The organism is Methylobacter sp. Wu1, assembly GCF_036553575.1.
In the GTDB taxonomy this organism is placed as follows: domain Bacteria; phylum Pseudomonadota; class Gammaproteobacteria; order Methylococcales; family Methylomonadaceae; genus Methylobacter.
This window is the reverse complement of record NZ_JAZHOC010000082.1, coordinates 1-23,872: the sequence shown is the minus strand read 5'-3', so window position 1 is coordinate 23,872 and position 23,872 is coordinate 1. Positions and strand designations below refer to the sequence as shown.

General features: G+C 51.1%; 20 protein-coding genes and 2 pseudogenes. 19 read left to right on the top strand and 3 right to left on the bottom strand.

The window, feature by feature from the left end; all coding sequences use genetic code 11:
* Positions 1-386: 386 nt before the first annotated feature.
* Positions 387-1,085, bottom strand: coding sequence for a hypothetical protein (locus V2P20_RS19490; RefSeq protein WP_331821306.1), 699 nt, complete (start codon positions 1,083-1,085; stop codon positions 387-389).
* Between the two features lie 664 nt (positions 1,086-1,749).
* Here V2P20_RS19490 and V2P20_RS19485 point away from each other — a divergent pair.
* The 15 genes from V2P20_RS19485 (at position 1,750) to V2P20_RS19415 (ending at position 16,078) form a co-directional block, all read left to right on the top strand.
* Entirely contained in the window at positions 1,750-2,637 is an 888-nt protein-coding gene (locus tag V2P20_RS19485) for a hypothetical protein (protein ID WP_331821304.1), read from the top strand.
* A gap of 21 nt (positions 2,638-2,658) precedes the next feature.
* Positions 2,659-3,339 carry an enoyl-CoA hydratase/isomerase family protein gene (locus tag V2P20_RS19480; protein WP_331821302.1) on the top strand — a complete coding sequence of 227 codons (681 nt, stop codon included), beginning with the start codon at positions 2,659-2,661 and terminating at the stop codon, positions 3,337-3,339.
* A gap of 14 nt (positions 3,340-3,353) precedes the next feature.
* Positions 3,354-4,577 carry a beta-ketoacyl-[acyl-carrier-protein] synthase family protein gene (locus tag V2P20_RS19475; RefSeq protein ID WP_331821301.1) on the top strand — a complete coding sequence of 408 codons (1,224 nt, stop codon included), beginning with the start codon at positions 3,354-3,356 and terminating at the stop codon, positions 4,575-4,577.
* Positions 4,578-4,619: 42 nt separating this feature from the next.
* Positions 4,620-4,907: an acyl carrier protein gene (locus V2P20_RS19470; RefSeq protein ID WP_268117655.1), complete on the top strand. Its 288-nt coding sequence runs from the start codon at positions 4,620-4,622 to the stop codon at positions 4,905-4,907.
* 31 nt (positions 4,908-4,938) lie between these two features.
* A complete protein-coding gene (locus tag V2P20_RS19465; RefSeq protein WP_331821299.1) occupies positions 4,939-6,063 on the top strand; it encodes a hypothetical protein in 1,125 nt (374 codons plus the stop codon).
* Between the two features lie 11 nt (positions 6,064-6,074).
* Positions 6,075-7,208: a 3-hydroxyacyl-CoA dehydrogenase NAD-binding domain-containing protein gene (locus V2P20_RS19460; protein WP_331821297.1), complete on the top strand. Its 1,134-nt coding sequence runs from the start codon at positions 6,075-6,077 to the stop codon at positions 7,206-7,208.
* 24 nt (positions 7,209-7,232) lie between these two features.
* Positions 7,233-7,967 (top strand): enoyl-CoA hydratase-related protein, encoded by a 735-nt coding sequence (locus V2P20_RS19455; protein WP_331821295.1) that lies wholly within the window; start codon positions 7,233-7,235, stop codon positions 7,965-7,967.
* A gap of 24 nt (positions 7,968-7,991) precedes the next feature.
* Positions 7,992-8,714 (top strand): enoyl-CoA hydratase/isomerase family protein, encoded by a 723-nt coding sequence (locus V2P20_RS19450; protein WP_331821293.1) that lies wholly within the window; start codon positions 7,992-7,994, stop codon positions 8,712-8,714.
* A 16-nt stretch (positions 8,715-8,730) separates the two neighbouring features.
* Positions 8,731-9,795: a 3,5-dihydroxyphenylacetyl-CoA synthase DpgA gene (gene dpgA, locus V2P20_RS19445; protein ID WP_331821291.1), complete on the top strand. Its 1,065-nt coding sequence runs from the start codon at positions 8,731-8,733 to the stop codon at positions 9,793-9,795.
* Positions 9,796-9,817: 22 nt separating this feature from the next.
* A complete protein-coding gene (locus tag V2P20_RS19440; RefSeq protein ID WP_331821289.1) occupies positions 9,818-10,603 on the top strand; it encodes an enoyl-CoA hydratase/isomerase family protein in 786 nt (261 codons plus the stop codon).
* Position 10,604: 1 nt separating this feature from the next.
* The gene (locus tag V2P20_RS19435; RefSeq protein WP_331821287.1) at positions 10,605-11,003 is read left to right on the top strand and encodes a thioesterase family protein; all 399 of its coding nucleotides are present in this window, start codon (positions 10,605-10,607) and stop codon (positions 11,001-11,003) included.
* Between the two features lie 125 nt (positions 11,004-11,128).
* A complete protein-coding gene (locus V2P20_RS19430) occupies positions 11,129-11,716 on the top strand; it encodes a 4'-phosphopantetheinyl transferase superfamily protein (RefSeq protein WP_331821285.1) in 588 nt (195 codons plus the stop codon).
* A 9-nt stretch (positions 11,717-11,725) separates the two neighbouring features.
* Positions 11,726-12,604: a hypothetical protein gene (locus V2P20_RS19425; protein ID WP_331821283.1), complete on the top strand. Its 879-nt coding sequence runs from the start codon at positions 11,726-11,728 to the stop codon at positions 12,602-12,604.
* A 217-nt stretch (positions 12,605-12,821) separates the two neighbouring features.
* Entirely contained in the window at positions 12,822-14,624 is a 1,803-nt protein-coding gene (locus tag V2P20_RS19420; protein WP_331821281.1) for a c-type cytochrome, read from the top strand.
* A gap of 29 nt (positions 14,625-14,653) precedes the next feature.
* Positions 14,654-16,078 (top strand): hypothetical protein, encoded by a 1,425-nt coding sequence (locus V2P20_RS19415; protein ID WP_331821279.1) that lies wholly within the window; start codon positions 14,654-14,656, stop codon positions 16,076-16,078.
* A 187-nt stretch (positions 16,079-16,265) separates the two neighbouring features.
* Here the strand turns inward: V2P20_RS19415 and V2P20_RS19410 are convergent, their stop codons facing one another.
* The gene (locus V2P20_RS19410; protein WP_331821277.1) at positions 16,266-17,738 is read right to left on the bottom strand and encodes a TolC family protein; all 1,473 of its coding nucleotides are present in this window, start codon (positions 17,736-17,738) and stop codon (positions 16,266-16,268) included.
* A 321-nt stretch (positions 17,739-18,059) separates the two neighbouring features.
* On the opposite strand from V2P20_RS19410, the gene V2P20_RS19405 reads away from it, so the two are divergent.
* The 4 genes and pseudogenes from V2P20_RS19405 (at position 18,060) to V2P20_RS19390 (ending at position 22,870) form a co-directional block, all read left to right on the top strand.
* Positions 18,060-18,329, top strand: a complete 270-nt coding sequence (locus V2P20_RS19405) for a YtcA family lipoprotein (protein WP_331821275.1) — start codon at positions 18,060-18,062, stop codon at positions 18,327-18,329.
* A 17-nt stretch (positions 18,330-18,346) separates the two neighbouring features.
* A complete protein-coding gene (locus tag V2P20_RS19400) occupies positions 18,347-19,513 on the top strand; it encodes a biotin/lipoyl-binding protein (protein WP_331821273.1) in 1,167 nt (388 codons plus the stop codon).
* Entirely contained in the window at positions 19,506-21,752 is a 2,247-nt protein-coding gene (locus V2P20_RS19395) for an FUSC family protein (RefSeq protein ID WP_331821271.1), read from the top strand. Before V2P20_RS19400 ends, V2P20_RS19395 begins: the two co-directional genes overlap by 8 nt.
* Positions 21,650-22,870 (top strand): annotated as a pseudogene (locus V2P20_RS19390) (ISAzo13 family transposase). Before V2P20_RS19395 ends, V2P20_RS19390 begins: the two are co-directional and overlap by 103 nt.
* 855 nt (positions 22,871-23,725) lie before the next feature.
* Here the strand turns inward: V2P20_RS19390 and V2P20_RS19385 are convergent.
* Positions 23,726-23,872 (bottom strand): annotated as a pseudogene (locus V2P20_RS19385) (IS256 family transposase); the annotation flags it as partial.

Below are 23,872 nucleotides of genomic sequence, written 5' to 3'. Positions count from 1 at the left end.
GCTATCAACAGTTAGCCGAGGTCATTACCGGCGTGAAATTCGTCAACGGCATTAAACAAACCGGAGATCTACAACAGGACGCCGCTTGATTCTCCATACACCAGATTTGCGCATAGCTCCCTTGTTCTAACGCTCCAGTTAATCGGACAACAGAAAGCAGGGCGCTTCTCTCCGAACGGTCCGTCTCGCGCGGTTGCCGGCTACCTGGACATTATGAGATTGTATAAAAGACGGCAATAGACAAGTTGAGCAAAATGCCAGGAACCGGAGAGTTATAAAATGACCTGAACGAGGCGCGGTAATTCCGCGCCTCTGGGTTTTGTTTTGCCGCCCGCATGCACATCAAAATAGATGGATGTCATGCTCCTGTATGAAGTATTGCGCTGCTACGGCAGTATGCAAGTACCGTCGCCGCCGTCGCGAACATAATAGTCTGTGGAGAGATAGCCGTTGGCGGCTGAGATAACATTCTGGCCAGCGCCCAGAAAGACGGGAGTATGAGGACGGGTTGAGCTTAGCTGTGTCAGCGGTGCGCCATTGACGGAAACATTGAGCAGGTAAGAGCCATTATCGAACAGGTTTACATACGGTTGCGCCATGCCGGTTCTGGCGTTCCATGCGCAACCAGGCGTTACCGTCGCGTAAGATTTATTGCTGGCGGCATATTCCAGTGTGCCGTCGGCGCTGAAAGTATTGCCAGTGGTGTCCGGGAGTGCGCACATGCCTGGCTGTACGTTAAATGCATAGCTATCGGCGGTTCTTTTGCTGAGCGCCACCACTACAGTGTTGCTGCCATCGGCCAGCCAGACATTAGCGGCCGGGTTATCGGGCGTGACAGTCGCCACAGAAGCACCATTCAGCGACACAGCGGCGCTCATCCCTTGCTTGGGATTGAATAGACCGGCTTCTATTGCCGGTGATTGCGCGCCGGTAGCTGGATTGGCAGCGCATTGCACCGCGCCGGATGCGTATGTCTTGCCGCTTGCTCCGACTTGTACGGTAGTGGCCGCGCAAACCGGTGCAGCTAACGCCGTCATGCCCGCAAACGCAGCTGCTCCAGAGAATAAGATTTTTTTGTTTTTCAAAGTTAGCTCCTTGTTGTCATGTCGACCTTATCAGTCAGCAATAAACATAGCAGAAACCATATTAAATATAAGTTAATTTGCCGGTGGTTCGCGATTTGGCGAATGAAGCGATTCAGCAGAGCGGGGCTCTGAATTCTGCTTAAAACCACAAGCCATAACGCATCTCGTCAAAGTGGCGGACAATCCAGCTATCCGATAAATTCGAATAACTTGTCAATTCCAGCACCGGCTCTGCCCGGGATAAAGGCTCCGGCATTTCGGCGGCTTACAAGAAACATATGCCCAAAAAATCAGCGCTGTGGCTTAGCTCCGGTAAAAAGCGGGCAGTTCATCGGCTGTCCTGCCCACATTTCTATTTGTTGCTAGCACAACTCAGTGAGCCGCCAGGAAAGCATATCCGCATCCGGGTATGCAGGAGGGGCATTCACGGGAATTCCTTATAGCCCGTATCGGGCGCTGAACAATTACAGCTTATGTAATTTTCACACATTTTTTGTGGAATATTACCGTGATATTACTTTTCAAATCACTAGAATAGTTTTCGAAGTTTACGAATACTAATTTTTAAATATTTGGAGATATTATTTTATGTGTGCGGTTTCGGTATTTATTATGGTTAATTCAGCGGTATTTTATAAGTCATAAAAAACTATATTGTATCGTTATGTGTAAAACAAAATCGGCATACCTATTTCCAGGAATAACTAATATCTCAAATATGAGGGATTCCGTGCATAAGGTATTAACGCAATGGCTTAAACCCTATAACTATAGTCTGTCAGAATTACTATCGAAAGATGTGCTGGCGTGTATTTCAAACAAAAGTTATCACGAATTGAATGATTTCGATAGGCAGGTTATAGGGTATACCGCCTCATGCGCCGTGTACGATGCTTATATTAAAAGAAGAGGCTTAGCCGATTATATCAGCGGGTATAGCATGGGTATATTCGGTGCGCTTTATGCCGCCAGATCCATTTCCTTTATGACAGGAATCAGCTTGCTTCATAGCCTTGATAAGGTAATTGAAAAATCATTCGGCCCCGATGACAAGTTTTCCATGGCCACTGTCATCGGCTTGAGCAGAATGCAGTTACGGAAAGTAATCGAAGAGCGCGGCGGAATCGATATCGTCAATCAGAATTCGGAATTAAGTCTGGTGGTGTCCGGATGGAAAAATGAGGTCGATCTGCTGGAGGACAAAGCCTTTAAAGCCGGGGCCGTGCTGTTTAAACAGCTTCCGATTGAGCGGCCTTATCACAGCAGTCTGCTTCTTAAATGCCGGGATGAGTGGATGGGCATACTTGGCAAGGAAGCAATCGGTAACCCAAGAACGCCCGTTATTTCACCGACGACAGCGGGAATATTTGCAGACAGAAAAGGCTGCATTGCGGAGCTTGAGAATAACTTTTGCAACTCATTCTACTGGTTAGATGTTTTGAAGGTGTTCTGGGAGATCGGCGTAAGACATATGTATGAATGCGGGGCAAGCAGGGATCTGGCAAGAATAGGCAAATATTCAGGGTTTGCGCACCAGTATCACGAGTTTTAAATAGAAAATTTGAGATGTGTCATGGTCATCAGTCCATTAAAAGAAAATCAATCCGAAACAAAAACAGACAGGAAAGTGACGCTGCATGTCAGTGAAGGCATTGCGCATGTCGTCCTCAGCAATCCGCCCACGAACTTGATGGATGAGGCTTGGAGCACGCAGACTCAGGAAATCATCGACAGCTTGGGCGCCCTGGCAGCAGCAAAGGAAATCAGGGGAGTCGTGCTTTCCTCCAACGGACGGCACTTTTCTGCGGGTGCAAACCTGGAAAGTCTGGAAGCGGCCATTCTCGGCATGAAACAGCAGTATTTGTCCAGCATGCTGGAAAACAGCCTGTATTTTGAAAAACTCTACGATCTTCCTGTCCCCGTCGTTGCGGCAATCAGAGGCGTATGCATCGGAAGCGGGCTGGAGCTTGCTCTTGCCTGTCATTACCGCATAGCGGACACGCGGATGGTGATGGGCTCGGTGGAAGCGACATTCGGCATCATGCCGGGCTGCGGCGCGACGATACGGTTGCCGAAAATCGTAGGGGCCGGCCGGGCGCTGGAGTTGATTATGGGCGGCAGAAGGCTGGATGCCGAGGAAGCTTTTGCTATGGGGCTTGTTTCCGAAGTTGTGCATCACAGTGAATTGATAAGAAAGGCCATTGAATACATAGACAGGCTCAGCCCCTGGTATGAACAAGTGGCTAACGGATAAACGGGAGTGTAGTTGTGGAACGAGTTGTTATAACGGGACTGGGTTTGATCAGTCCATTAGGGTTGAATCTCAAGGAATCTTGGGAAAACTGCGTTGAAGGCAGATCAGGCGTCGGAGCGATCACGCATTTCGATACGACTGATTTCAAAGTAAAAATTGCGGCTCAGGTGCCGGAAGGTTTCGACGACCTGGTTGCCCCCCGCGTGAAAAAGCGGATCAGAAACCAGATGACCCGCAGTGTTCAGATGTGTTCGGTAACGACACAAATGGCTGTTGAGGATTCCGGTTTCGATTTTTCGCAAGGGGATTCGGACAGGTACGGCATTGCGATAGGCGCCAGCGGTACGGACTACCCCAGTGACGAGATGGCGGACGTGTCTGTTTTCAACAGTTCGAGAATCGTGCGTTCCATGTCCAATGCTTTTCCGGCCTGGATCAGCCTGCACTATGGATTGACAGGCCCGAGCTTCACGGTAGGGACGGCCTGTTCATCGGCCGGTTACGCCATGGCGTTCGCCTATGACCAGATAGCTCTTGGCTTATGCGACGTGATGATCGCCGGCGGAGCGTGCTGCGCAATAATGCCGGAATTTGTCGCAGGCTTCAGCGACATTCAGGCGATGTCCGAACGGGAGGCAAAGCCGGAAGAAGCTTCGTGTCCGTTCGATGCCAGACGCGACGGCTTTGTCATGGGCGAAGGCTCCGGAGTGCTGATCCTGGAATCGCTGACCTCGGCTCGCAAGAGAGGGGCTCATATTTACGCGGAACTGCGCAGGCCGGCCTTGCTGGGGGAAGCCTACAACATCGTTTCTCCGGGCCCCGATGGCGTCGGCATGGCGCGCTGCATGAATGTTGCGCTGAAGCAGGCCGGCCTGAATCCTTCGGATGTCGACTATATCAATGCCCATGGCACATCGACGCCGTTGAATGACCTTTATGAAGCCAAAGCAATCCAGCGCACTTTTGGCGATGATGCGAAAAAGATAGCCATTTCGTCGACCAAATCCATGACCGGGCATTGCTTGGCCGCAGCGGGAGCCGTAGAAGCCGTACTGTCCTGCATGGCGATAGAAACGTCCACCATCCCGCCCACATTGAACCTGAATGAGCGGGATGCCGGCATAGATCTTGATTTTGTGCCCCTGGTTTCAAGGCATGCAAACGTAAACGCAGTCTTATCGAATTCATTCGCGTTTGGCGGACATAACGCGGTAGTGCCGCTGGTTAAGTTCAAATAGACAGACGCAGTTGACGATTTATAAACAAGTGAGGAAATAAAAATGACCGAAATAAAACAAGAAGTATCAACTCTTGTAAAAGAATTCTTTGCCGACGAGTGCGAGGTTGATGTCAACGACATTACCGACAACACACGCATTATCGAGGATCTTGACGGCGACTCCCTGATGTTCCTGTCGCTGCTGGAGATTATCCGCAAAAAGCACAATGTGGAAGTCGAAATCAAAACCATCGGCAAACGCTTGATGAAAAGACCGGCTGACACGATAGGCGATCTGGTCGATATGGCCCTGCTTGTCATCGAGCATGGCGAGAACATTCCTGATTGACAGGAAACGTCCAGCGTGGAGACAAAATAGCATGAGAGCAGCAAAGATAATAGGAACGGGCGCCTATCTGCCTGGCGATCCGGTGCCTTTCGACGAAATCCAGCGCTATCTGGGCGATATCCCTGAAGCGCCCAAGCGGGTCCGCCAATGGATCGACGACATGACCCCGGTCATGAAAGATATGCTGGCGATGGAGAATTACTATTACGCTTTTGACAGCAAGACTCGGGAATTTACCGACGACAATGTAACTATGTCCGTAAAAGCGGCAAAGATGGCGCTTGAAGCGGCGGGGCTAAAACCATCGGATATCGATCTGATCTGTTATGGATCAGCCCAGCAAAACCAGATGCCGCCGGCATCGGTGCGGATTCAGGAGGCGCTGGGCATTGAAGATTGTGCGGAGTTTTCCATTTGTTCCAACTGCACGTCCGCCTATAAATCCCTTTTTATCGCATCCGAGCTGATCAAGACGGGGTATGCCAACAGAGCGCTGGTCATTTCATCGAATATGATCTCGCCGGGCATGATGCCGGAATATTACAACCAACCGAAACTGAACCGGGAAACAGTCTTTATGCGCTGGTTCCTGTGTGACGGCGCGGCGGCTATGGTGGTTTCGGGATATGACGCCGACAAGCCCGGCTTGGTGGTTGAAGGCAATTATCTTGAATCCATAGGATGCAAACGCGAATCCATCATGCACGACCATCGCCCTGCAAGGCCGATGTCCCCGCTAGTGGAATATGAAACGGCGGCGCATCATGTCCAGCAAAGCTTCAGAAACGCGTTGCATTCCGGCGCATTTCAGGACGTAAGCGGGAAATCGGTCATGTTTGCAGGGATGAAACGCATGATAGCAAAGCTTGGCTTAACGCTTGGCGACATAAGGTTCATGCAGATCAACCTGCCCAGCAAGCAGATTACGGAGATCTTGCTGGAGGAAATTCTGGAGATAGGCATTCCGCGTTCGGCGTTATACACCAAGCTGGACAAGCTCGGATACTGCGGACCTCCGATGGCGTTCATGTGCATCGACCAGATAATGCGGCACGAAAACTTAAAGAACAACGAAAAAATCCTGAGTTTCGTCACCGAGGTCAGCAAATTCATGCAGGCCGGTTATTTGCTCAGGGCTGAAGGTTATTCAAATTAAAGGCAAACACGATGGACAATCATATTGCAGTTATTGGCGCTGGACGCATGGGGATCTCCATTATCGATTTCCTGCTAAGCAAGGGGTTCAAGGTTACCGCAATCACCCGCACGCCCGAGCAAGCCGAGAATTTGAACGGAAAATGGAAAAAAACAGTCAGCCGCCAGCTTAAATACGGCGCAGTCACCGAAGACCAGGCTGCTGACCTGGAGAATAGCTATTTCGCCAGTTCGAAAATGGAATCGATAAGCCATGCCGGCATCATCATCGAAACTGTCAATGAAGACATTGAAGTAAAAAGAAAAGTCTATTCCGCCATTAACGAGCATATGGGCAAGGAGGCATTGGTAGGGAGCAATTCATCGTCAATTTCTCCGCAGGAATTGGCTGATGGCGTATTTGATGTTTCAAAGTTGGTGGGGCTGCATTTTTTCTTTCCCGTACCGGTAAGCAACATAGTCGAGTTTATAACACACCCTTTTGTCGACGAGGCTGTTTATCGGCGCGCCGCTGAGTTTATCAAGCGTTGCGGATTGTTTGTGGTTGAGCAGACCCCGGAAAATGCCTTCATTTTGAATATGCTCAGCATGGCGGTAGGCGGTGAAGCATTCAGGGGAGCCGCCAAATTCGGCATTCATAAAGCCAATGAATTATCCCAATCGGAGATTTTTCCACTCGGTGCATTTTCACTGTTCGATCATGTGCAGATACCGGTGATCCTGGAGGCGACCCAGCGTTATTTCAATCGCGACCCTCTCAGGAACAAGGAATCTTACCAAAGCCTGTTGGCATTCATGAAACTTATGGTGCCGGATGATCGAAGCCAGTCCCTGATGTTTTCGGAAATCGGCCATCCCGGCGATTTGCCTGCCTGGCAAGCCGATATGCCGGCGCTGGACGATGATGAGGCGGAATTCAGCAAAAGGCTTTTTTATCTGCATATCAACACCTGCCTGTTCGCTGTTGAGCATGGGCTTATAGATGAAAGCGCCCTTGATGAATCGATCAAGGCGATTATGGGAGCGGCCAAAGGCCCGATTCAGCTGGCCAAGGAAATTGGTTATGGCAATTTGCGTGAAGCCTTGGGCCAGTATCACGCCGAAAACGGGGCGCAATATTATCGTCCCTCATCATTGCTAAATTAAAAAACAACTATCGTGAGTGATGAAATGGTTAAGAGCAGCGGAATAATAAAATTCAGCAGGAAAGAGGATATTGCGATACTGACAGTCAGCAATCCTCCAAGAAACAGATTGCCGGACCCTATATTTGTAGATCCTGATGTTTTACATGCGCATCTGCATGAAGAAGGGCTCAAGGGAGTCATACTGGTCGGCGAAGGCAATAACTTCTGCGAAGGCGCGGCAATCGACAATAACCTCCCGAAGGATCTGCCACGGCGCATGAATGAAGGGAAAAGGATTCTGGACATTATTGAGGAAAGCCCGGTCCCGGTTGTTGCCGCCATCAATGGCGCCTGTTTTGGTGGCGGGCTCGAGCTGGCCTTGGCCTGCCATATACGGATACTCGGGCAAAGCGCCATGCTGGGCTTTCCCGAGGCTGAGCTAGGCATTATGCCTGGGCTTGCCGGAACCCTGCGTCTGCCGGATGAGTTGGGGTATGCAAAAGCGCTGCCTATGCTGCTGTCATCGGAATACATTACAGCGGACAAGGCCGTTGAAATAGGGCTGGCGCATTATGCCGTCTCCAGACGGGAAGTGTTAGATAAGGCTTTTGACGTGCTGCATCAGATGCTGGGCAATAAATCCGTCAAGGCGATCAACTACATCATGAAATCCGTTCTGGCCGGCAGGCGCATGGATCGGAAATCGGCGCTTGAGCTTGAGACCGAACTCGTGGTTGAGCTGGTTGAATCGCAGTACAACAAGCGCAAGATAGCATAAAACGATTGGGGCGGGGGCGGCGACATGCTTGTCAAATTAAAGATCAATGAATCTATTGCTTATATCACCCTTAATCGGCCCGATAGGCTTAATGCTTATAACAGCGAGATGCTTGACGAGCTGGAATCTGCGATTAAGACGATATTGGCAAATCAGGCACTGAAGGCGGTTGTGATCGGTTCCTCGTCCGACAGTTTTTGTACAGGGGCCGATCTGAAGGAAATAGCGCACAGGAGCTATCGGGACATTATCAATTTAAAAAGCCGAAGAATTTTTGAAGAGCTCTATCATGCGCCGATCATCTCCATTGCGGCGGTTAAAGGGTATGCCATCGCCGGCGGGTTTGAACTGGCGCTGGCGTGCGATTTTATCCTGGCCGCCGATAATGCAAGATTCTGGCTGCCCGAGGTTGATATCGGGCTTATTCCGGCCGCCGGCGGCATCGAGAGGCTGGTCCAGCGCGTCGGGCAAAATCTCACTAAAGAAATCGTCATCTGCGGGCGCAGGCTGGACGCCAGTGAGGCGCAGCGTCTGGGGCTGGTGACAAAAACAGCGGCGGCTGCGCAGCTTGACGACGAAGTGACGGCATTACTGAAAATAATCATGGCCAAACCGGCCTGGGCCTTACAAATAGCCAAAATTTCCATTAATGAAGCGACGTCAACACAGAAATCAGCGCTTAATTTGTTCGGGCAGGCATTCCTGCATGAATTAAGGGCGAATAAGACAAATACTATTGTTGATTGAATGAAGGATATTCAATATGTTAGCAAATTCAGCACCATATCCGCGAGTTATTGGCTTGGGGACAGCAAATCCAGACACGTGCTATGACCAAACGGTCATAGCGGACATGTTTGGGCATAAACAGGCAAGGATTAAAAAACTTTTCGAAAACTCTCATATCCGGAAACGCTTCCTTTATCTCCCTGAACCGGGCGAGGATGGTTTGATAGAACAGGAAGACAGCGCTACTTTGCAGAAGAAGCATTTGAGCGGAAGTCTGGAAATGGGAGCGGCAGCCATTAACAAATGTTTGCGCGAGCAAAATCTGACCACCCGTGACATTGACTATCTGGCCTGTGTTACCAGTACCGGATTCCTTTGTCCCGGGGTCTCTGCCCATATTGCAAAGGCGCTTGATTTCCGGCCGGACGTAAGAAGGACCGACATTCTCGGAATGGGATGCAGTGCCGGCGTGAATGGCCTGCAGGTAGTCACCGACTATGTCCGGACGAATCCCGGCAAGAAGGCCTTGCTGTTGGCCATAGAAGTCTGCTCATCCGCTTACTACGTGGACAGCAGCATGGAAACAGCGGTCGTGAACTCTCTGTTCGGTGACGGCTCGGCCGCGCTGTTGATTACATCGGATGATGAATATTCAGGTGAGAGCGGCCCCATGGTCGTTGATTTTGAATCCGAAACCATTACCGAGAACATAGACGCGCTGCGCTATAACCTGGTGAACGGCATGTTGTCGTTCTATCTGGACAAGGATATTCCTTATGTCATCGGCGCCAACATACATAAGCCCATCCAGCGTTTGCTGGAGAGGAACGACCTTAAACTCAGAAATATCGACCATTGGATCATCCATTCGGGAGGTAAAAAAGTCATCGACAGCATTAAATACAACATTGACATCTCCAACCACGATGTCCGGCATACGCTGAGCGTGCTGCAGGATTACGGCAACATGTCATCGTGCTCGTTTTTGTTCAGTTATGACAATTTACGCAAGGAGAATATCGCTAAAAAAGGGGATATTGGGGTTGTGGTTGCAATGGGGCCCGGTGTGGCGATCGAAACAGCATTATTGCGCTGGTAAATAAAATGGCGGGGTAAATAAAATGATAGCGGATAGAAATTTTGTAAAAAATACCGATTTTGCAATGGCATTTAAAGGTTTTACTTTAACGGAAAAAGGGAATGTCGCAGAGCTTGAGCTTAGTCAGGCTTACTTTGACAAAACCATGGTTGCCGATATGAAAAAGGCTTTTGAGTATCTGGAAGATGAATCAAAAACGCGCTTTTTAGTTCTCAAAGGCCGCAATGGCATATTCAGCAAAGGCTTGAATTACAGCAATTTCCACGATGGAAAAAGCGTGGACATAAGCGATAGCGGCCGTTGGGAAAAGCTTATTGAAGGGATTCAAAAGCTCACCAAGACGACAATTGCCGTTATCGACGGCGTTTGCGAGGGCGCCGGCATTCAACTGGCTTTGGCATGCGACCACAGAATCGCCTCGACGGCCAGCGTGTTTTCACATACGGAAATTAACTATGGCTACCTGCCAGGCTGCAGCATCATGCAATTGGGCAAGTATTGCGGCGCCGGACGTATTCTTGAATTGTTGTTGACAGGCTGTTCCTATACGGCGGATCAGGCAAAAAGTTACGGCATCATCAACGACTGTACGGAAGATCTCGATGCGGCTTTGCAGGACCGCATCCGGCAATATTCGAAAATAAATGTCAGATTGAACCAATTGACCAGACGATTGGCGCGCGAAGCGTTTGAAATGCCTTACAACAACTTCATCGGCTGCTATCAGGCGGCGCAATACCAGGCGATTATCCATAAGAACGAGGACCCCTCTCTGTGTATCGCTGAAGATAGTGCAGGGGCGGAATAGCATGGGCAACAACGCAGCCGGTTACGCCTTCAGGGTGGAGTTTGAGGATGTGGATAGCTATAAAATTGCTCATCACACAAAGCTGCTGGCTTATCTCGAAAGGGCCAGAACCCGCTATTTCCAGGATGCCGGATTCAATCTGGAGGATCTCACGTTTGCGGTTCTGGTGCACAAAGTTTCCATGCGCTTCATCAAACCGGCCAGATTGTTCGATGAAGTGACAGTCACGGCAAAAATTATTGCTTGTGAAGATTTCAGCTTTACAGTGGAACAGAAAATCATCCGCGGCTCCGAACTGCTGGTAAAAGCCCGGGTCACCCATGCGTTGCAGGATTTCGAGACCCTGGAAACGTTACCCGTTACCAACTCTTTTCATGCGTTGATGGGGAATCAGGCATGAGCTTGCCAGCTGTTTTTTGCGGTATTGACATCGAATCCTTCGACAGGGTGAAAAAACTTTACGGCAGAGGAGCTATGCCGTTAGGGCTTTTCACCGATTCCGAAAAGTGATGGATCAGGTCGTATTTGAGTGCGGCCTATGCCTTTACCGCGAAGGAGGCCATTTTAAAAGCGTTGGGCTCCGGCTGGTTTAACACGGAAATAGATGCCCATGAAATCGAGCTTGGCTTCGATGCCCATGGCATTCCGCGGCTTGTCAATTTTACGGGTGAGGCGAAAAGGCGAAGCGGGAATGACGAATCCCTGTTATCGCTTGATTTTTACCGGCTGGGGGAAGGGCTATTGTCGGTTTTTACCCTGTTGGGTCCGCAGTGTGAATCCTTGCAGACCCGCATCATCGTCTTATGCCGTTCCAGTCAGCGATTGCACAACTTGTCTACGGGCGAGACCATTCCAGCCCATGCCGTTTGGGATGGGGAATGCACAAATACCCGCGTTCTCGGGCACAAGGTCATTCAGTTCGCCGTCCAGTCTTTATGCCGTGAGAGCGGCGCTTTAAATGAACTGGGATATGTGGGGTATGACGAATCGGGCGCCCCCCGATGGATAAACGCATCCAAATTGGACGGCGGTATGTTCAAGGTGGCCGGCATCTCGATAACCCATGACCGAAACTATATCTGCGGCATCGTCATCGGCCAATATTTACATTAGGAGTTTCAAGTGAAACAACCGTACAAAATTCTAGTTATCTACCATTCGCAAACGGGCAAAACAAAACAGGTTCTGGATTGTTTTTTACAACCGTTGCGCGGCCAGGAAAATATCTCCGTCGAGGAGGTTCTGATTGAGCCAGTGTCCCAATTTCCGCTGCCCTGGCCGAAATTATACTTTTTCAGCATCTTTCCTGAATGCGTTTATGAGGAGCCCGTTGAAATAAAGACGCCGGCGTTCAAGGAAGAGTCGTATGACTTGGTCATTCTGGGAACGCAGGTCTGGTTTTTATCCATTTCCATACCTTTCGTCTCGTTTTTGAAACATCCCCAAAGCCGCATCATCAATAATACGCATGTCATTACCGTATTGTCCTGCCGGAAAATGTGGATGCAGACGCAAAAACAGCTCGAGGGCTATATCAGGAATTTGGGCGGCTCCCTGGTGGGCAAGATCCTGGTGACCGCGCAAGGCGAGCAGATGGACACGCTCAAGGCGACGAAAGACAACCTGTTCGACGCAAAAGAAAAGCCGAATAAGCGGGAATGGGTCATTTCCGGCAGAATGCTGGATCAGGTGCAACAGCAGGGGCGTGACTTGCTGTCTGCGATAAACAAGGGCGCCGTTACCCAGGCAGGCGTGTTCAGCGTGCAATCGGATGCTTTCAGCGACACCGCTTTTGAACATCCGGAAACGGTGGCAAGAAGGAATTTCCTGAAATGGGGCAAGTGGATAATCAAATCCCGTCCAAAGTCGATCTTGCGCTACGGCATGGTGCTGGTTTTTCTTATTTTCTTTTTCACCATGGTTTTTGTCGGCCTGCCGCTATGGCCTTTTGTCAAGAAGATAAAAGAACGGCGTTTCAACAATCAGCTTGTCAGGGAATGAGCGATAGCCGGCTGGGGGGGCGTGCTGCTGTATTTGCCGAAAGAATTATCCCTTTGGGAAATGCAGTCGGCGCAAGGCATGGTGTTTGGGAGCGCCTAAGCCATTTTGTCCATGACAAGTTTTTGTCGGCAGCGTAAAGCCAACGGATATAAGAACAATAAGTCAATGAACTGCTTATGGAATAAGCAGACATTTATCATATTCAGAGACAAGTTATATGAACCGCAATAATAACATTAAATTATACGGGGTAGTTTTGGGATGTGGTCTGTTGGGATCTGATCCGGCATTTACCCAAACGACAGAAAATGCCCAGTCTTTATATCAAGAAAAGTGCGCGTACTGCCATGGCGATAAGGGTGACGGACAGAGTTTCGCCGCCCATAGCATGCGTATAAAGCCGGCAAATTTTGTTAGCGGTGAGTATAAATACCGTACGACAGCCTATGGACAATTCCCAACGGATCAGGATATCGAAAAATCCATCAAGAACGGGTTGCCGGGTACCTCCATGCCGGCCTGGTCCGATCTTTTATCGGCTGAGCAGATTACCTCGCTGGCGCAATACCTCAAAGGACTATCGAAAAAACCGACGGCTTACTCCGCCGCCATTGTGGCGCCGACCCAAAAATTCGCCGATGCAAATATTGCCGATGGGAAAAAAGTGTACCAGGCATCCGGTTGCATAAATTGCCACGGCGTGAACCTGGATGGGCAAGAGGACAGGATCGCACGCATTAAAGGCAATATCAAAGAAGGCGTAGCGGCAAGGGACTTGACTGATTATAGGAATTATAGAGGGGGAGCTTCCTTAAGTGATATTTATACCCGGATTTATACCGGCCTGAACGGAACGATCATGCAGGGATATGGAAATGTGCTGACGGAAAAGAACATTATCGATGTGTCGGCCTATCTAAAAAGCGTCTATGACCAAAAAGAACAGACCCGCTGGTTAGATAATAGTCAAAAAACCATGGAAGAGCGCGGTGATTATTTATTGAGCATCTCCACTTGCGAGTTATGCCATAGCACAATGAGCGAAGATGGCTCCTTTAAAGAAGGTTTATCCTATGCGGGCGGAATGAAAGTGATAAGTCCGGCTGACGGTGAATTTTATTCCAGAAACATTACATCGGACAAAGACTCCGGAATCGGCAAATGGAGTACAGAGCAATTGAAGCGAGCGATCAAATATGGCGAAACTCCCGATGGCGGCTCACTTTACGCATTTACCATGCCTTGGCTATTTTTTTATAACATGGAGGATAGGGATGCGGAAGCAATAGCCCATGCATTGCAGAGAATCCCTCCCATATATAACAAAATCCCACCTTCGAAACCGGCTGGTCTTTGGCAAAGCTTTAAAACCAAAACTAAAGTCATGTTTGGTCAGATGGAGCGTACTTTGGTGTTTGCCCGCGATAATTATGGGGAAAGAAATCCGGAAGAGGGCAAGACCATTCCTGATTTTTCCTCTGTGCGGCACTGGAGCATCCTCCCGCCGATGGGCCTCGTTTCTGCTGACAAGGTTGTTAAGGCCTCAGGTTTTGAGCTGCCAGCCCCTAAGGCAACCGGTTCCAAGGAGATGGATGCCAAACTTAGCCGTGGCCGGTATTTGGTTGCCATTACCCCTTGCACCCTATGCCATACGCCTACTACAGGGAAAGTGATTTTCAAAGGCGGGGAAAGCCAGTCAGGCGGCATTAAAGTCGAGCTAAACCATTTTAAAACGTTATATACGGCCAATCTGACCTCGGATAAAGAAACAGGACTAGGCTCCTGGAGCGATCAGGAAATTCGCCGGGCAATCCGGAGCGGTATAAAAAAAGACGGTGAGCTAATGCACTTCCAGGGTATGCCCTGGGCTATATTTTCAAATATGACTGAGGCAGATACAGAGGCGATGATTGCCTATTTAAGAACGCTACCTCCAGTTTATAAAAAGATGCCGAAAGTCATCCCATCAAACTCCCCCGATTATGTTATAGCTGATGAGGATCACGGCATTAGGAAGTAATGGTTTAAAACGAAGGATATGTTATCTATATGTTTGAATCAATTGCAAAAGGCATCGTTCTTTCCATCTTGGTCTTATGCGCAGGGCCAGTTCATTCCTCCGATGAGGATTCGGATCTCGATGCTATCCCTCAGGAATTAATTGACGCAGACCGCAGCAAACCGGAAGAAAACAACGACCCGGCAAAGTACAGCATCCGGATAAAAGCCGACGATTTGTTCGAATACACCAGCTGGAGAGATCCAAATGACCTCATAGTGAGTGTTCCCGATTATGATAAATCCGACTGGAACAATCTGGCGCGTATCGGTGTGCGTGGGGAGTTTTCACCGGCTTCTTCCTTGAATATTCATGCTGATGCATTGTTGAATATTTACCTGTATGACGATGAAGCTTTTAAGTCTGCAAAAGACATTCAATTCAATGTAAAAGAGTTGTATTTAAGCTGGTCTGCCACTCCTTCAAGCTTTGTCGATCTAGGGCGGATCAATATTAAAAATGGCGTGGCGGCAGGCTTTAACCCGACAGACTATTTCAAAACCAATGCCGTTATAAGCCGTAATACGCAGGACATTAGCCAGCTGCGAGACAACCGTCTTGGAACTTTTGCAGTGCGTGCCCAGAAGCTGTGGGACAGCGGCGGCATATCGGTGGTTGCCGCTCCCGACATGGGTAATGAACTGGGCCGCTGGTATAGCGATGAGAGCATCTACGGGCTGAATATGCAGAAAACCAACGACAGGTCGCGCCTTATGATCAAGTTCAGCCAGCGTATTATTGGAAACTTCAGCCCTGAGCTGATTTATTATAATGAGTCGGGAGATAACAATTTTGGCGTAAACTTAAGCCATTCCATCAATGACAACCTGATCGTCTACTCGGAATGGAATGTCGGAGAGCGCCGCTCACTGCTGGATGAAGCTTTGTTTGGCCTGCGTCAATCACAGCAGATCAGGCCGGAATTATTGGCGAATTTTCCACAAGACGAAGGCAAAAAATACCAGCATCAGCTTGCGATTGGCGCAACTTATACAACCGTTTCAAACATTACCACAAACCTGGAGTATCACTATAACCAGGCCGGGTTATCCGATGAGGATTGGCGCAACTGGTTCAGGACGGGCGAAACCGCCCAGGGCGATCCATGGGCCATGGGACAGCTGCTGTCGGTGCGCGCTCTGGCGCAGGCGCGCGTTGAGCCCGCCAACAAGCATTCTTTGTTTTTGCGCAGCCAATGGCAAAACGCCCTGATCACCAACTTGAATCTGGCCGGGCTGTTCCTGATGGACCTGGAGGACCAGAGTTCACTGGTCCAGGCCGAGACCGCCTATAACCTGAATTCCCAATCCTCGGTGTCATTGCGCGTGGCCAAGTTCATCGGGGGCAAGCAAAGCAATTATGGCAGCCTTTTTACGGATCTGACCGCGATATTGCAGTATAACTATAACTTTTGAGGTAAAACAAATACTTGCACACCCTCGCCTTGAAGCGTAGGGCATTAATCATTTGGACGCTATGAACAGTCAGTTTTGGACGAGAAAAAACGACCTATACCGGCCTCTGGCTAATATGATTTCGAAGTCGGCTTATTCATCCGAAACAGACATTCAGACTCCAAACAATATTACTTTGGGCAGCAGTTTAATCTTCCTCAGCCTTGCCCCCCGCTGCATAAACCAAGGCGGTAGCGGACTTTAGCAATCCGGCGCGGCTATCGATTTCGGTATAGCGGGCGTGGGCCAAATCCTTTTGTGCCGACAATAGCTCGATCACAGTAGAAAAGCCGTGGCTGTAGGATTCCTGGGTAGCGGCGTAAGACTCTTCGGCAGCGTGCAACAAGGCCTGGGCAAATTCGCGTTTTTCCAACGCGGTTTTGGTATCGGCGTAGGCTTGCCAGATATCGCGCATGATTTCCAGGCGCAGGGCTTCAACCTGAGCCTGGCCGGCCTGCTGCCTGGCTTCGGCTTCTCTGACGGCGCTGCTGCGCTCGAAGCCGTCGAACAACTTCCATTCCAGATTTAACATCGCGGCGCCAACCAGATCATCGCTTGAGTAATTTTGGCGACTCGGCGGATTAGTCTGTACGTCGCCCCAGTATTGGTTGCCGACATTTCCTTTCAACGACAGCTTGGGCCAAAATTCCGCTCGCGCCTTTTTCACTTCCGCCTCTCGAGCGCGCAATTCTGAAAGCTGGGCCATCAGATCCGGGCGCTGCGCCAGGGCTTCGTCAACGATGTGCTCGACCGACGGTTCCAATGTGTCCGGCAGCGGCACTTGACTGAGATCCACCAATTGCAAGGCATGGGAAGGCGAAACGCCGACATGGGTCGTCAATTCAGCTCGAGCCTGCGTCACTGAACCTCGCGCATCCTGTAAGTCGTAATTGGCTTTCGCCTTTTCCTGTAGCGCCAACAATAATTCGGGACGGGTAGCAAAGCCTTGTGCGAGCTTGGCCTTGATCGCCTCGGCATTGGTCTTGGCCGATTCGAAGGTCTGCTGCGCCGCCGTCACTTTAGCCAAGGCCGCCTGATAGCTAAAAAAACTGGTGGCGACCCGGTAGGCAATTTGCTGATGCTTGCGTGTCAACGCGAACCGTGCCGCGCCCAAGCGTTCCAGACTAGCGTCAACCATGGCTTCCCGGCGACCGAAATCGAACAGCGTCCAGGCCAATTCCAGACCGCCGAACATTCCGTAACCGTGGCTGACCAGTGCGCTTTCCACAATGGGGATGCTGGTTTTGAAATACTGTCCGAGTGCCAGCGCGGTCAGCGTCGGATACCAGGCACTGCGTTGTTTGTCGGCCCGCGCGGCGGCAGCCTTGATTTCTTCCCAACTTTGCCGGGTCTCAGGATGGATTTGCAAGGCCAAATCGACCAGGGCCGGCAAATCGTAGGTTTGCCTCTGGTCCGGCATTACCGGTTCTGTCTCGGGTTTGGATACCGGCACCGCCGCACTGCTCGTCCGGTATTCCGACCAACGCACGGTCTGCGCTACTGGCTGTGCGCTGGGCATGGGGTCGATGATTAACGGTGGCGGCGAACAAGCCGCCAATAAGGAAACCATGGCTAAAGCCTGAATAATCGGCCGTAACCGTATGAAGTAAACCGGTGACATGTTAATCCACCGATCGTTTGTGAATCGCTCGCCGCGTGGAAAGCGGAGAAATAGTGTCATCAATGGTTGCCTATTCCAGAAGAAAATGCTGACTATATGGTAATGGAACTGCCTAACCAAATTGATGCAATCAATTGACAACAATCATTGACAAATATTCCTGTCCGTTAAGCGCCAAATCGCATTAGAATAGCCCCGATTTATTTTCCTGTCTTGGATAGATGCTGCATCTGCACCAATATTCAGGTGTGCCGAGGCCGAAAGTTTGCGGCCGACGGCTAAACCATTAGATTTGTCTTTTTTCTGTTTTGGAGGACCGCCATGAAGCCGATTGCAACGCTGACCCAAACGGTAATGGCGTTGGTTTCATCCTTGCTACTGACTGCCTGCGATCCGATGGTGAGCCTGGAAGGTTCATTCTGGCCGGCCTGGATTATCTGCATTCTCGCCGGGCTGGCAACGAGCATGCTGCTGATGTGGCAATTCATCCGCCTGCACCTGGCGCCGTATCTTGGACCGCCGCTGTTAATCGCGCCGAGTTTGTGGGCTTTATGCAGTTTTGTCATCTGGCTGTTGTTTTACTCCCACTAATCGCTTGCGGCCTTCACATGGAAATACAGCAAAATCCTGATCTTCAAAGCCGTATCCTGGTCGGCCGCACACTCGGCATCCTGATCGTGTTGGGCGCGATCGTCACCGGCACGATTGTCTGGCGCATCAATTACCAACATCCCCGTACCAATGATGCCATGGTCAGGGCCAATGTCGTCGGCATCACCGCCGAGGTCAGCGGCCGTATCGTCGAATTACATGTCGAGGACAACCGGTTCGTGCGTAAGGGCGAACTCTTGTATGTCATAGATCCCCGCCCCTACCAGGCCAAATTGGACCGGGCAAAAGCGGAATTGATGTTGGCGGAAAAAGAGGTCGAATCACGGCGTGCCTCCAGCAGTTCGGCGGAAAGCGCCATCGGCCGACTGCAACACCAGCGCGCCGCAGCCGCCGCCGAGATCAAACGCATCGAGGCCGAAGACGCGTATTTACACCACCGTTTGCAAGAACTCGAGCCCTTGGCCGAAAAGCAATACGTAACTACCGATCAGCTCAGGGAGGCCCGCGCGCGACTGGATGCGTCACGGGCCGAACTGGCGAACGCGCAAGCCAAGGAACGCTCGATGGCCAGCGCGATCGAGGAAGCCCAAAGCGAAAGTAGCCGCGCACAATCCCTGATCGCTCAGGTCGGCGAAGTCAACGCCCGCATCGAAGCGGCCAGAGCGCAAGTCACCGCCGCCGAACTGGATCTGGAATATTGCTTTGTACGGGCGCCGTTCGATGCTTACGTCACGAATCTGAATACCCGCGAAGGCGAATACGCCAAGGTCGGCAGCCAATTGTTCGCACTGGTCGACGACCGCCACTGGTACGCCATCGCCAATTTCAAGGAAACCTACCTGCAATCGATACAAATCGGCCAGGAAGCCGAAGTGTTTTTGGTAGGTTATCCCGGTAAACGCTTTCGCGGCGTGGTCACCGGCATCGGCTGGGCCAATTCGCCCGACAATATCAAACAACAAGGCGTGCTCCCCGAAGTCGAGCGCACCTTGAAGTGGGTGATTCTGGCATCCCGTTTTCCGGTCCGTATCGAAATTCTCGACCGTGATCCCGAACACCCGTTGCGTATGGGCATGACCGCTTTCGTGACTATGCTCGACCAATCGGCAATGCCAGCAGCGTCGTTGAACCATAGCAGCGTTCTCGCCCCCCGGAATGAGTGAGCTTGACGAGCGGCATAGCCCGGCGCACGGCCAAAGCCGGTTCTGGTTCGGCACCGGTCTGACGCAATTCCTGGCGACGGAGCTGAGAGACTTTCCCGGCCGGCGAGTCGCCGCCCTCCGCCTGTTCGCCGTCACGCTGATTATCGCCCTGGTCAGCCAAACCCTGCACGTGCCGCCGCTCGGCGCGCTATCGATTTTGGTCTCCCTGAGTTACGATGCCTACGCCAATGCCGGCCAATCACTGGCCTTCGGTCTGCGCCAGTTGTTTTTCCTGTTCATTACCGTGCTGGTTTCGGTATTGGCGTTGATGGTGGCCGGCAATGACGCATGGCTGATGCTGAGCCTGTCCTTCGTCATCATCGCCTTAGCTTTGTTCCACGCCCGGCTGATTGCCTGGCCCACCGGCATTGCGCTTTGGTATGCGATTGCAGTGCTGTATAGCCCCAGCACGCCGGACGAGAACATTTACCATGCCTTGTGGAATATCCCCATCATCGGCGGGCTGGGCTTGGGTACCTGGACGCTAGTGCATCTGAGCATCAGGCCGCAGGACCCGCGCCGATTACTGGCTGCCGGCATGGTAGAGCAGCTGGCGGCGGTGGAAGCCATTTTCAGCGGTCGTCTGGCCGACAGCGGTGTCGCAGGACAGCAAAAAGCAACCCACGGGGCGGCGGGAGCAGGCCAGTTCGGTAAACTGCAAGCCTTGCTCGGCCATGCCGAATTGTTGCATCCGTCCATGCGCCTGCACCACGGTACTTACCTGGCCCTGCTGCAGGAAATCGACGGCCTGCGCCAACTGGCCGTTTGGCTGGATCAAAGCCTGGCGGCGGACTATCGCGCGCAACCGATGAACCCGGAAAAACTGCGCGTCTATCAGGCTCTGCAACAGGCCTGCTCGTTACTGCGGCAAGGCGTGAAAGAAAACCTCGACGTTACCGATCCCATCGAGGTTTTGCTGAACAGCGAAATACTGCACGATTATTCGCGGTTAAGTCATCCTTCAATACTGACCGCCTTTTGGCGAGCCCTGCAAGCCATCGCCGCCTTGAACAGCCAATTGCATCATCCCGCTGTGAGCGGTGATAAACCTGCCGAACAGGACAGCAGCGCTAACGGCACGGCAAGTTGGCGGCCGGCCTGGCTGGACTACGAATTTTGGGCCTCGCATGCCGACAGCCTGCAATTCGGCATCAAATTTTCCTTGGGCGCGATCTTGTGCATGCTGATCGTGCAAGGCCTGAACTGGCCGGACATCAATACCGCGATCCCTACCTGTCTGGTGGCGGCGCAAACCAGCCTCGGCGCCGATTATCGTCTGTCGCTGCTGCGTGTATCGGGCGCCGCCATCGGTGGTCTATGCGCCTACCTTTATGTCCTGGTGCTGCAACCGCAATTCGACACCATCATCGGCTTCGCGCTGGCCACTGCGCCGTTCTGGGCCTTGTCGGCCTGGATTACCGCCGGCAGCGATCGCATCGCCTATCTGGGCCGGCAACTCGGCTTCTCTTTTGCCCTCTTCGTGTTGCACGATTTCGGCGCAGTCACGGATTTATACCTACCCCGCGATCGGGTCATCGGCATTTTGCTCGGCCTGATCGTCATGGGTGTGCTCGACTATGCCCTATGGCCCAGACGATCCTCCGCGCTGGCGCGCCACCATTGCATTGCCGCATTACGCACCTTGGCAAAACTCACGGTGCGTTTACCAGATCCGGGCCATCTGCTGAGTTATACCTTGCCTTTACGCCTGGCGGCGGAAAAAGATTTAGCGGCCGCGCATGACCTTCTGGCCCATGCCGTATTGGAACCGGACGCGCGCTTGCCGGCTAAGGCCCACGAAAGAACGGCGCTGCGAGAAATTATCCGCGATGCCGATACGCTATCGACTCTGCTGCAGGTCAGAAAACGCTACCGCCTGCTGAGCGGGCAGCAATTTGGCCATTTTCCCGCTGCACTGCAACAACATAGCCGGGCCTTCGACGCGGCGCTGTCACTGGCGCTGGAGCAGTCTGCGGAGATTTTGCAAGGCGGACGCCGGGACAGCGCAAAACAAGTCTCGGAATTCCAGGCCCAACTTAAGCAAAGCTATATCGAGCACCATCAGATTGCTGGCCTGCCGGCCGATTGGGCTTTGGAATGGGAATTGCGATTTATGCTGGACGAGCAAATCACAACCTTGATCGAAAATATACAAAAAACCACTCTAAGGATACCGTCAAAAACAACTTCCCTGAACTGATCCAGAAATCGACGATAATGAAACGCTTTAACCAGCGAAAGATTGAAAAGCGAGTGATCGGTTACGAACAAGCCATTGAAGTCAAAATGCAGCGACTTTTTACCAGCCTGTCCGAAAAGGATAAGCGCCGTTATGCCGGTATAGAAGCAACGATGGGGCATAGGGGTATTGACTATATTGCGAAGCTATTTGATATCGACCCTAAAACGATCCGGCGCGGGTTGCAGGAATTAGACTTGGCCGATGACCTGACATCGGATCGGGTTCGAAAAAAAGGTGGGGAGCGAAAAACGGCGATTGAGCGGCAACCTCAGTTGTTGATTCACCTTCTGACACTGCTGGCGGAATTCACCGCTGGCGATCCGATGCGGGAAGGTGTGTTATGGACCCATCTATCGCGTTGCGAGATCAGCCGTCGGTTACGAGAGATGGGCACACCGGCCAGTCGATTGACGGTCCGTAAGCTATTGAGAAAACAGGGCCTGGGCCAACGCAAGGCGCGCAAGAAAAAGTCCATGGGCGCCCATCCCGACCGCAATGCCCAATTTGAAAACATTGCCCGGCTCAAAGGGGTCTATCTGGCCGCTGGTGATCCTGTAATCAGCATCGACACCAAAAAGAAGGCGCTGATTGGCGACTTTGCCCGCGAAGGTCGCACCCAGACACAAGCTGCTATTGAAACCCTGGATCATGATTTTCCGAGTGCCGGCCAAGGCAAGCTGATTCCGCATGGCATCTATGATGTGGTTCGGAATGAAGGGTATATGCACCTCAACACGATTCACGATACCAGTGAATCGTGTTGCGATAACATTGTGCTGTGGTGGCAATAGCAGGGTTGTCGCCACTATCCACCGCATTGTTCAAAACACAATCCGATTGAACATCGCCTGTTTCCCCATGTTACTCGTGCCTATCAGGGCGTGGTATTTCATTCTATCGCTATTGCCAAACAATTTATGGAAAAGGCGAAAACCACCGCCGGATTGAAAGTAACCGTAGCTATTTTGGCGGGCGTTTATGAAACAGGGAAAAAGTGTGCCGTAGATTTCATCGCCAATATGCGGATTGTTTTCGATAAACATCTCCCGCGCTGGAATTATCGAGCCCTCCCTTAAGCCTGTTGATTTCGGGAAGTTATTTATGACGGAATCCTTAGCTCATGGCTCTACTCCATTAAAACTGTCCGAAGTATTGTTGTTAGATTTGGATTTAAATAGGGCTGCGCCCCAAGCCCCAGATCGGGAGAGCTGTTATCTGACATTAGGTTCGTGAGAATTCATGCGGAAATGGGCAATAGAGGCTAGGTTAATGCGATATTTGCTCCTATAATTCCATTTTTTACAGCTCAAAATCCTATGGAACTTTGGTGTCGTCTGTTTAAACTCACCCATTAATCGAAAAAAACTATGGCTAAAAAACTCATAAAGATTCCATTCAACGACTTGGGCGAAGGCTCGCTTGAATGTGTTGGATTCAACACCTTTCGCTGCTTAGGCTAGAAGGGGCTCAGATATCCGACCGACATAACCGTCGATCCGTCAATCTCTGGCACCAAAGAATCCCCTCACTACAGCAGACAATACAGCTGCCCGCCTAATAACAATGCCTTGGGCCAGTGCATCATGCCTTACTCGATTCTTATCTGGGGACAACAAGGAGTGTACATTCACGAATGGCCCATACCGGCTACGTACGCAGGCAATGGAGGTCCGACTCACGGCTGTATCCATGTTGATCGGGGTAATTCTTGTATATGCATGGGTAGATCGGCCGACCCGTTTGCTCATAAACTATCCTTGGTGACCTATGGACACTATCAATTTTACCGCCCTCGTAAGACCTCGCGTGTTCATTTCGGCTTTAGTGCTTACCATAAGCTTCTTAGTGCCCCCCAGCGTCAACGCCGAAAGCTTGCGTCCGGGTCTATATCGCGTGACGAGGAGCTATAGTCAAATCTGGTGTATGGAGAATCAAGCGGCGTCCTGTTGTAGATCTCCGGTTTGTTTAATGCCGTTGACGAATTTCACGCCGGTGATGACCTCGGCTAACTGTTGATAGCCTCTTAAGCGCAGCCACTTTTTCTGGGCCGTTTCCATCAATTTGAACGCCATCGCCAA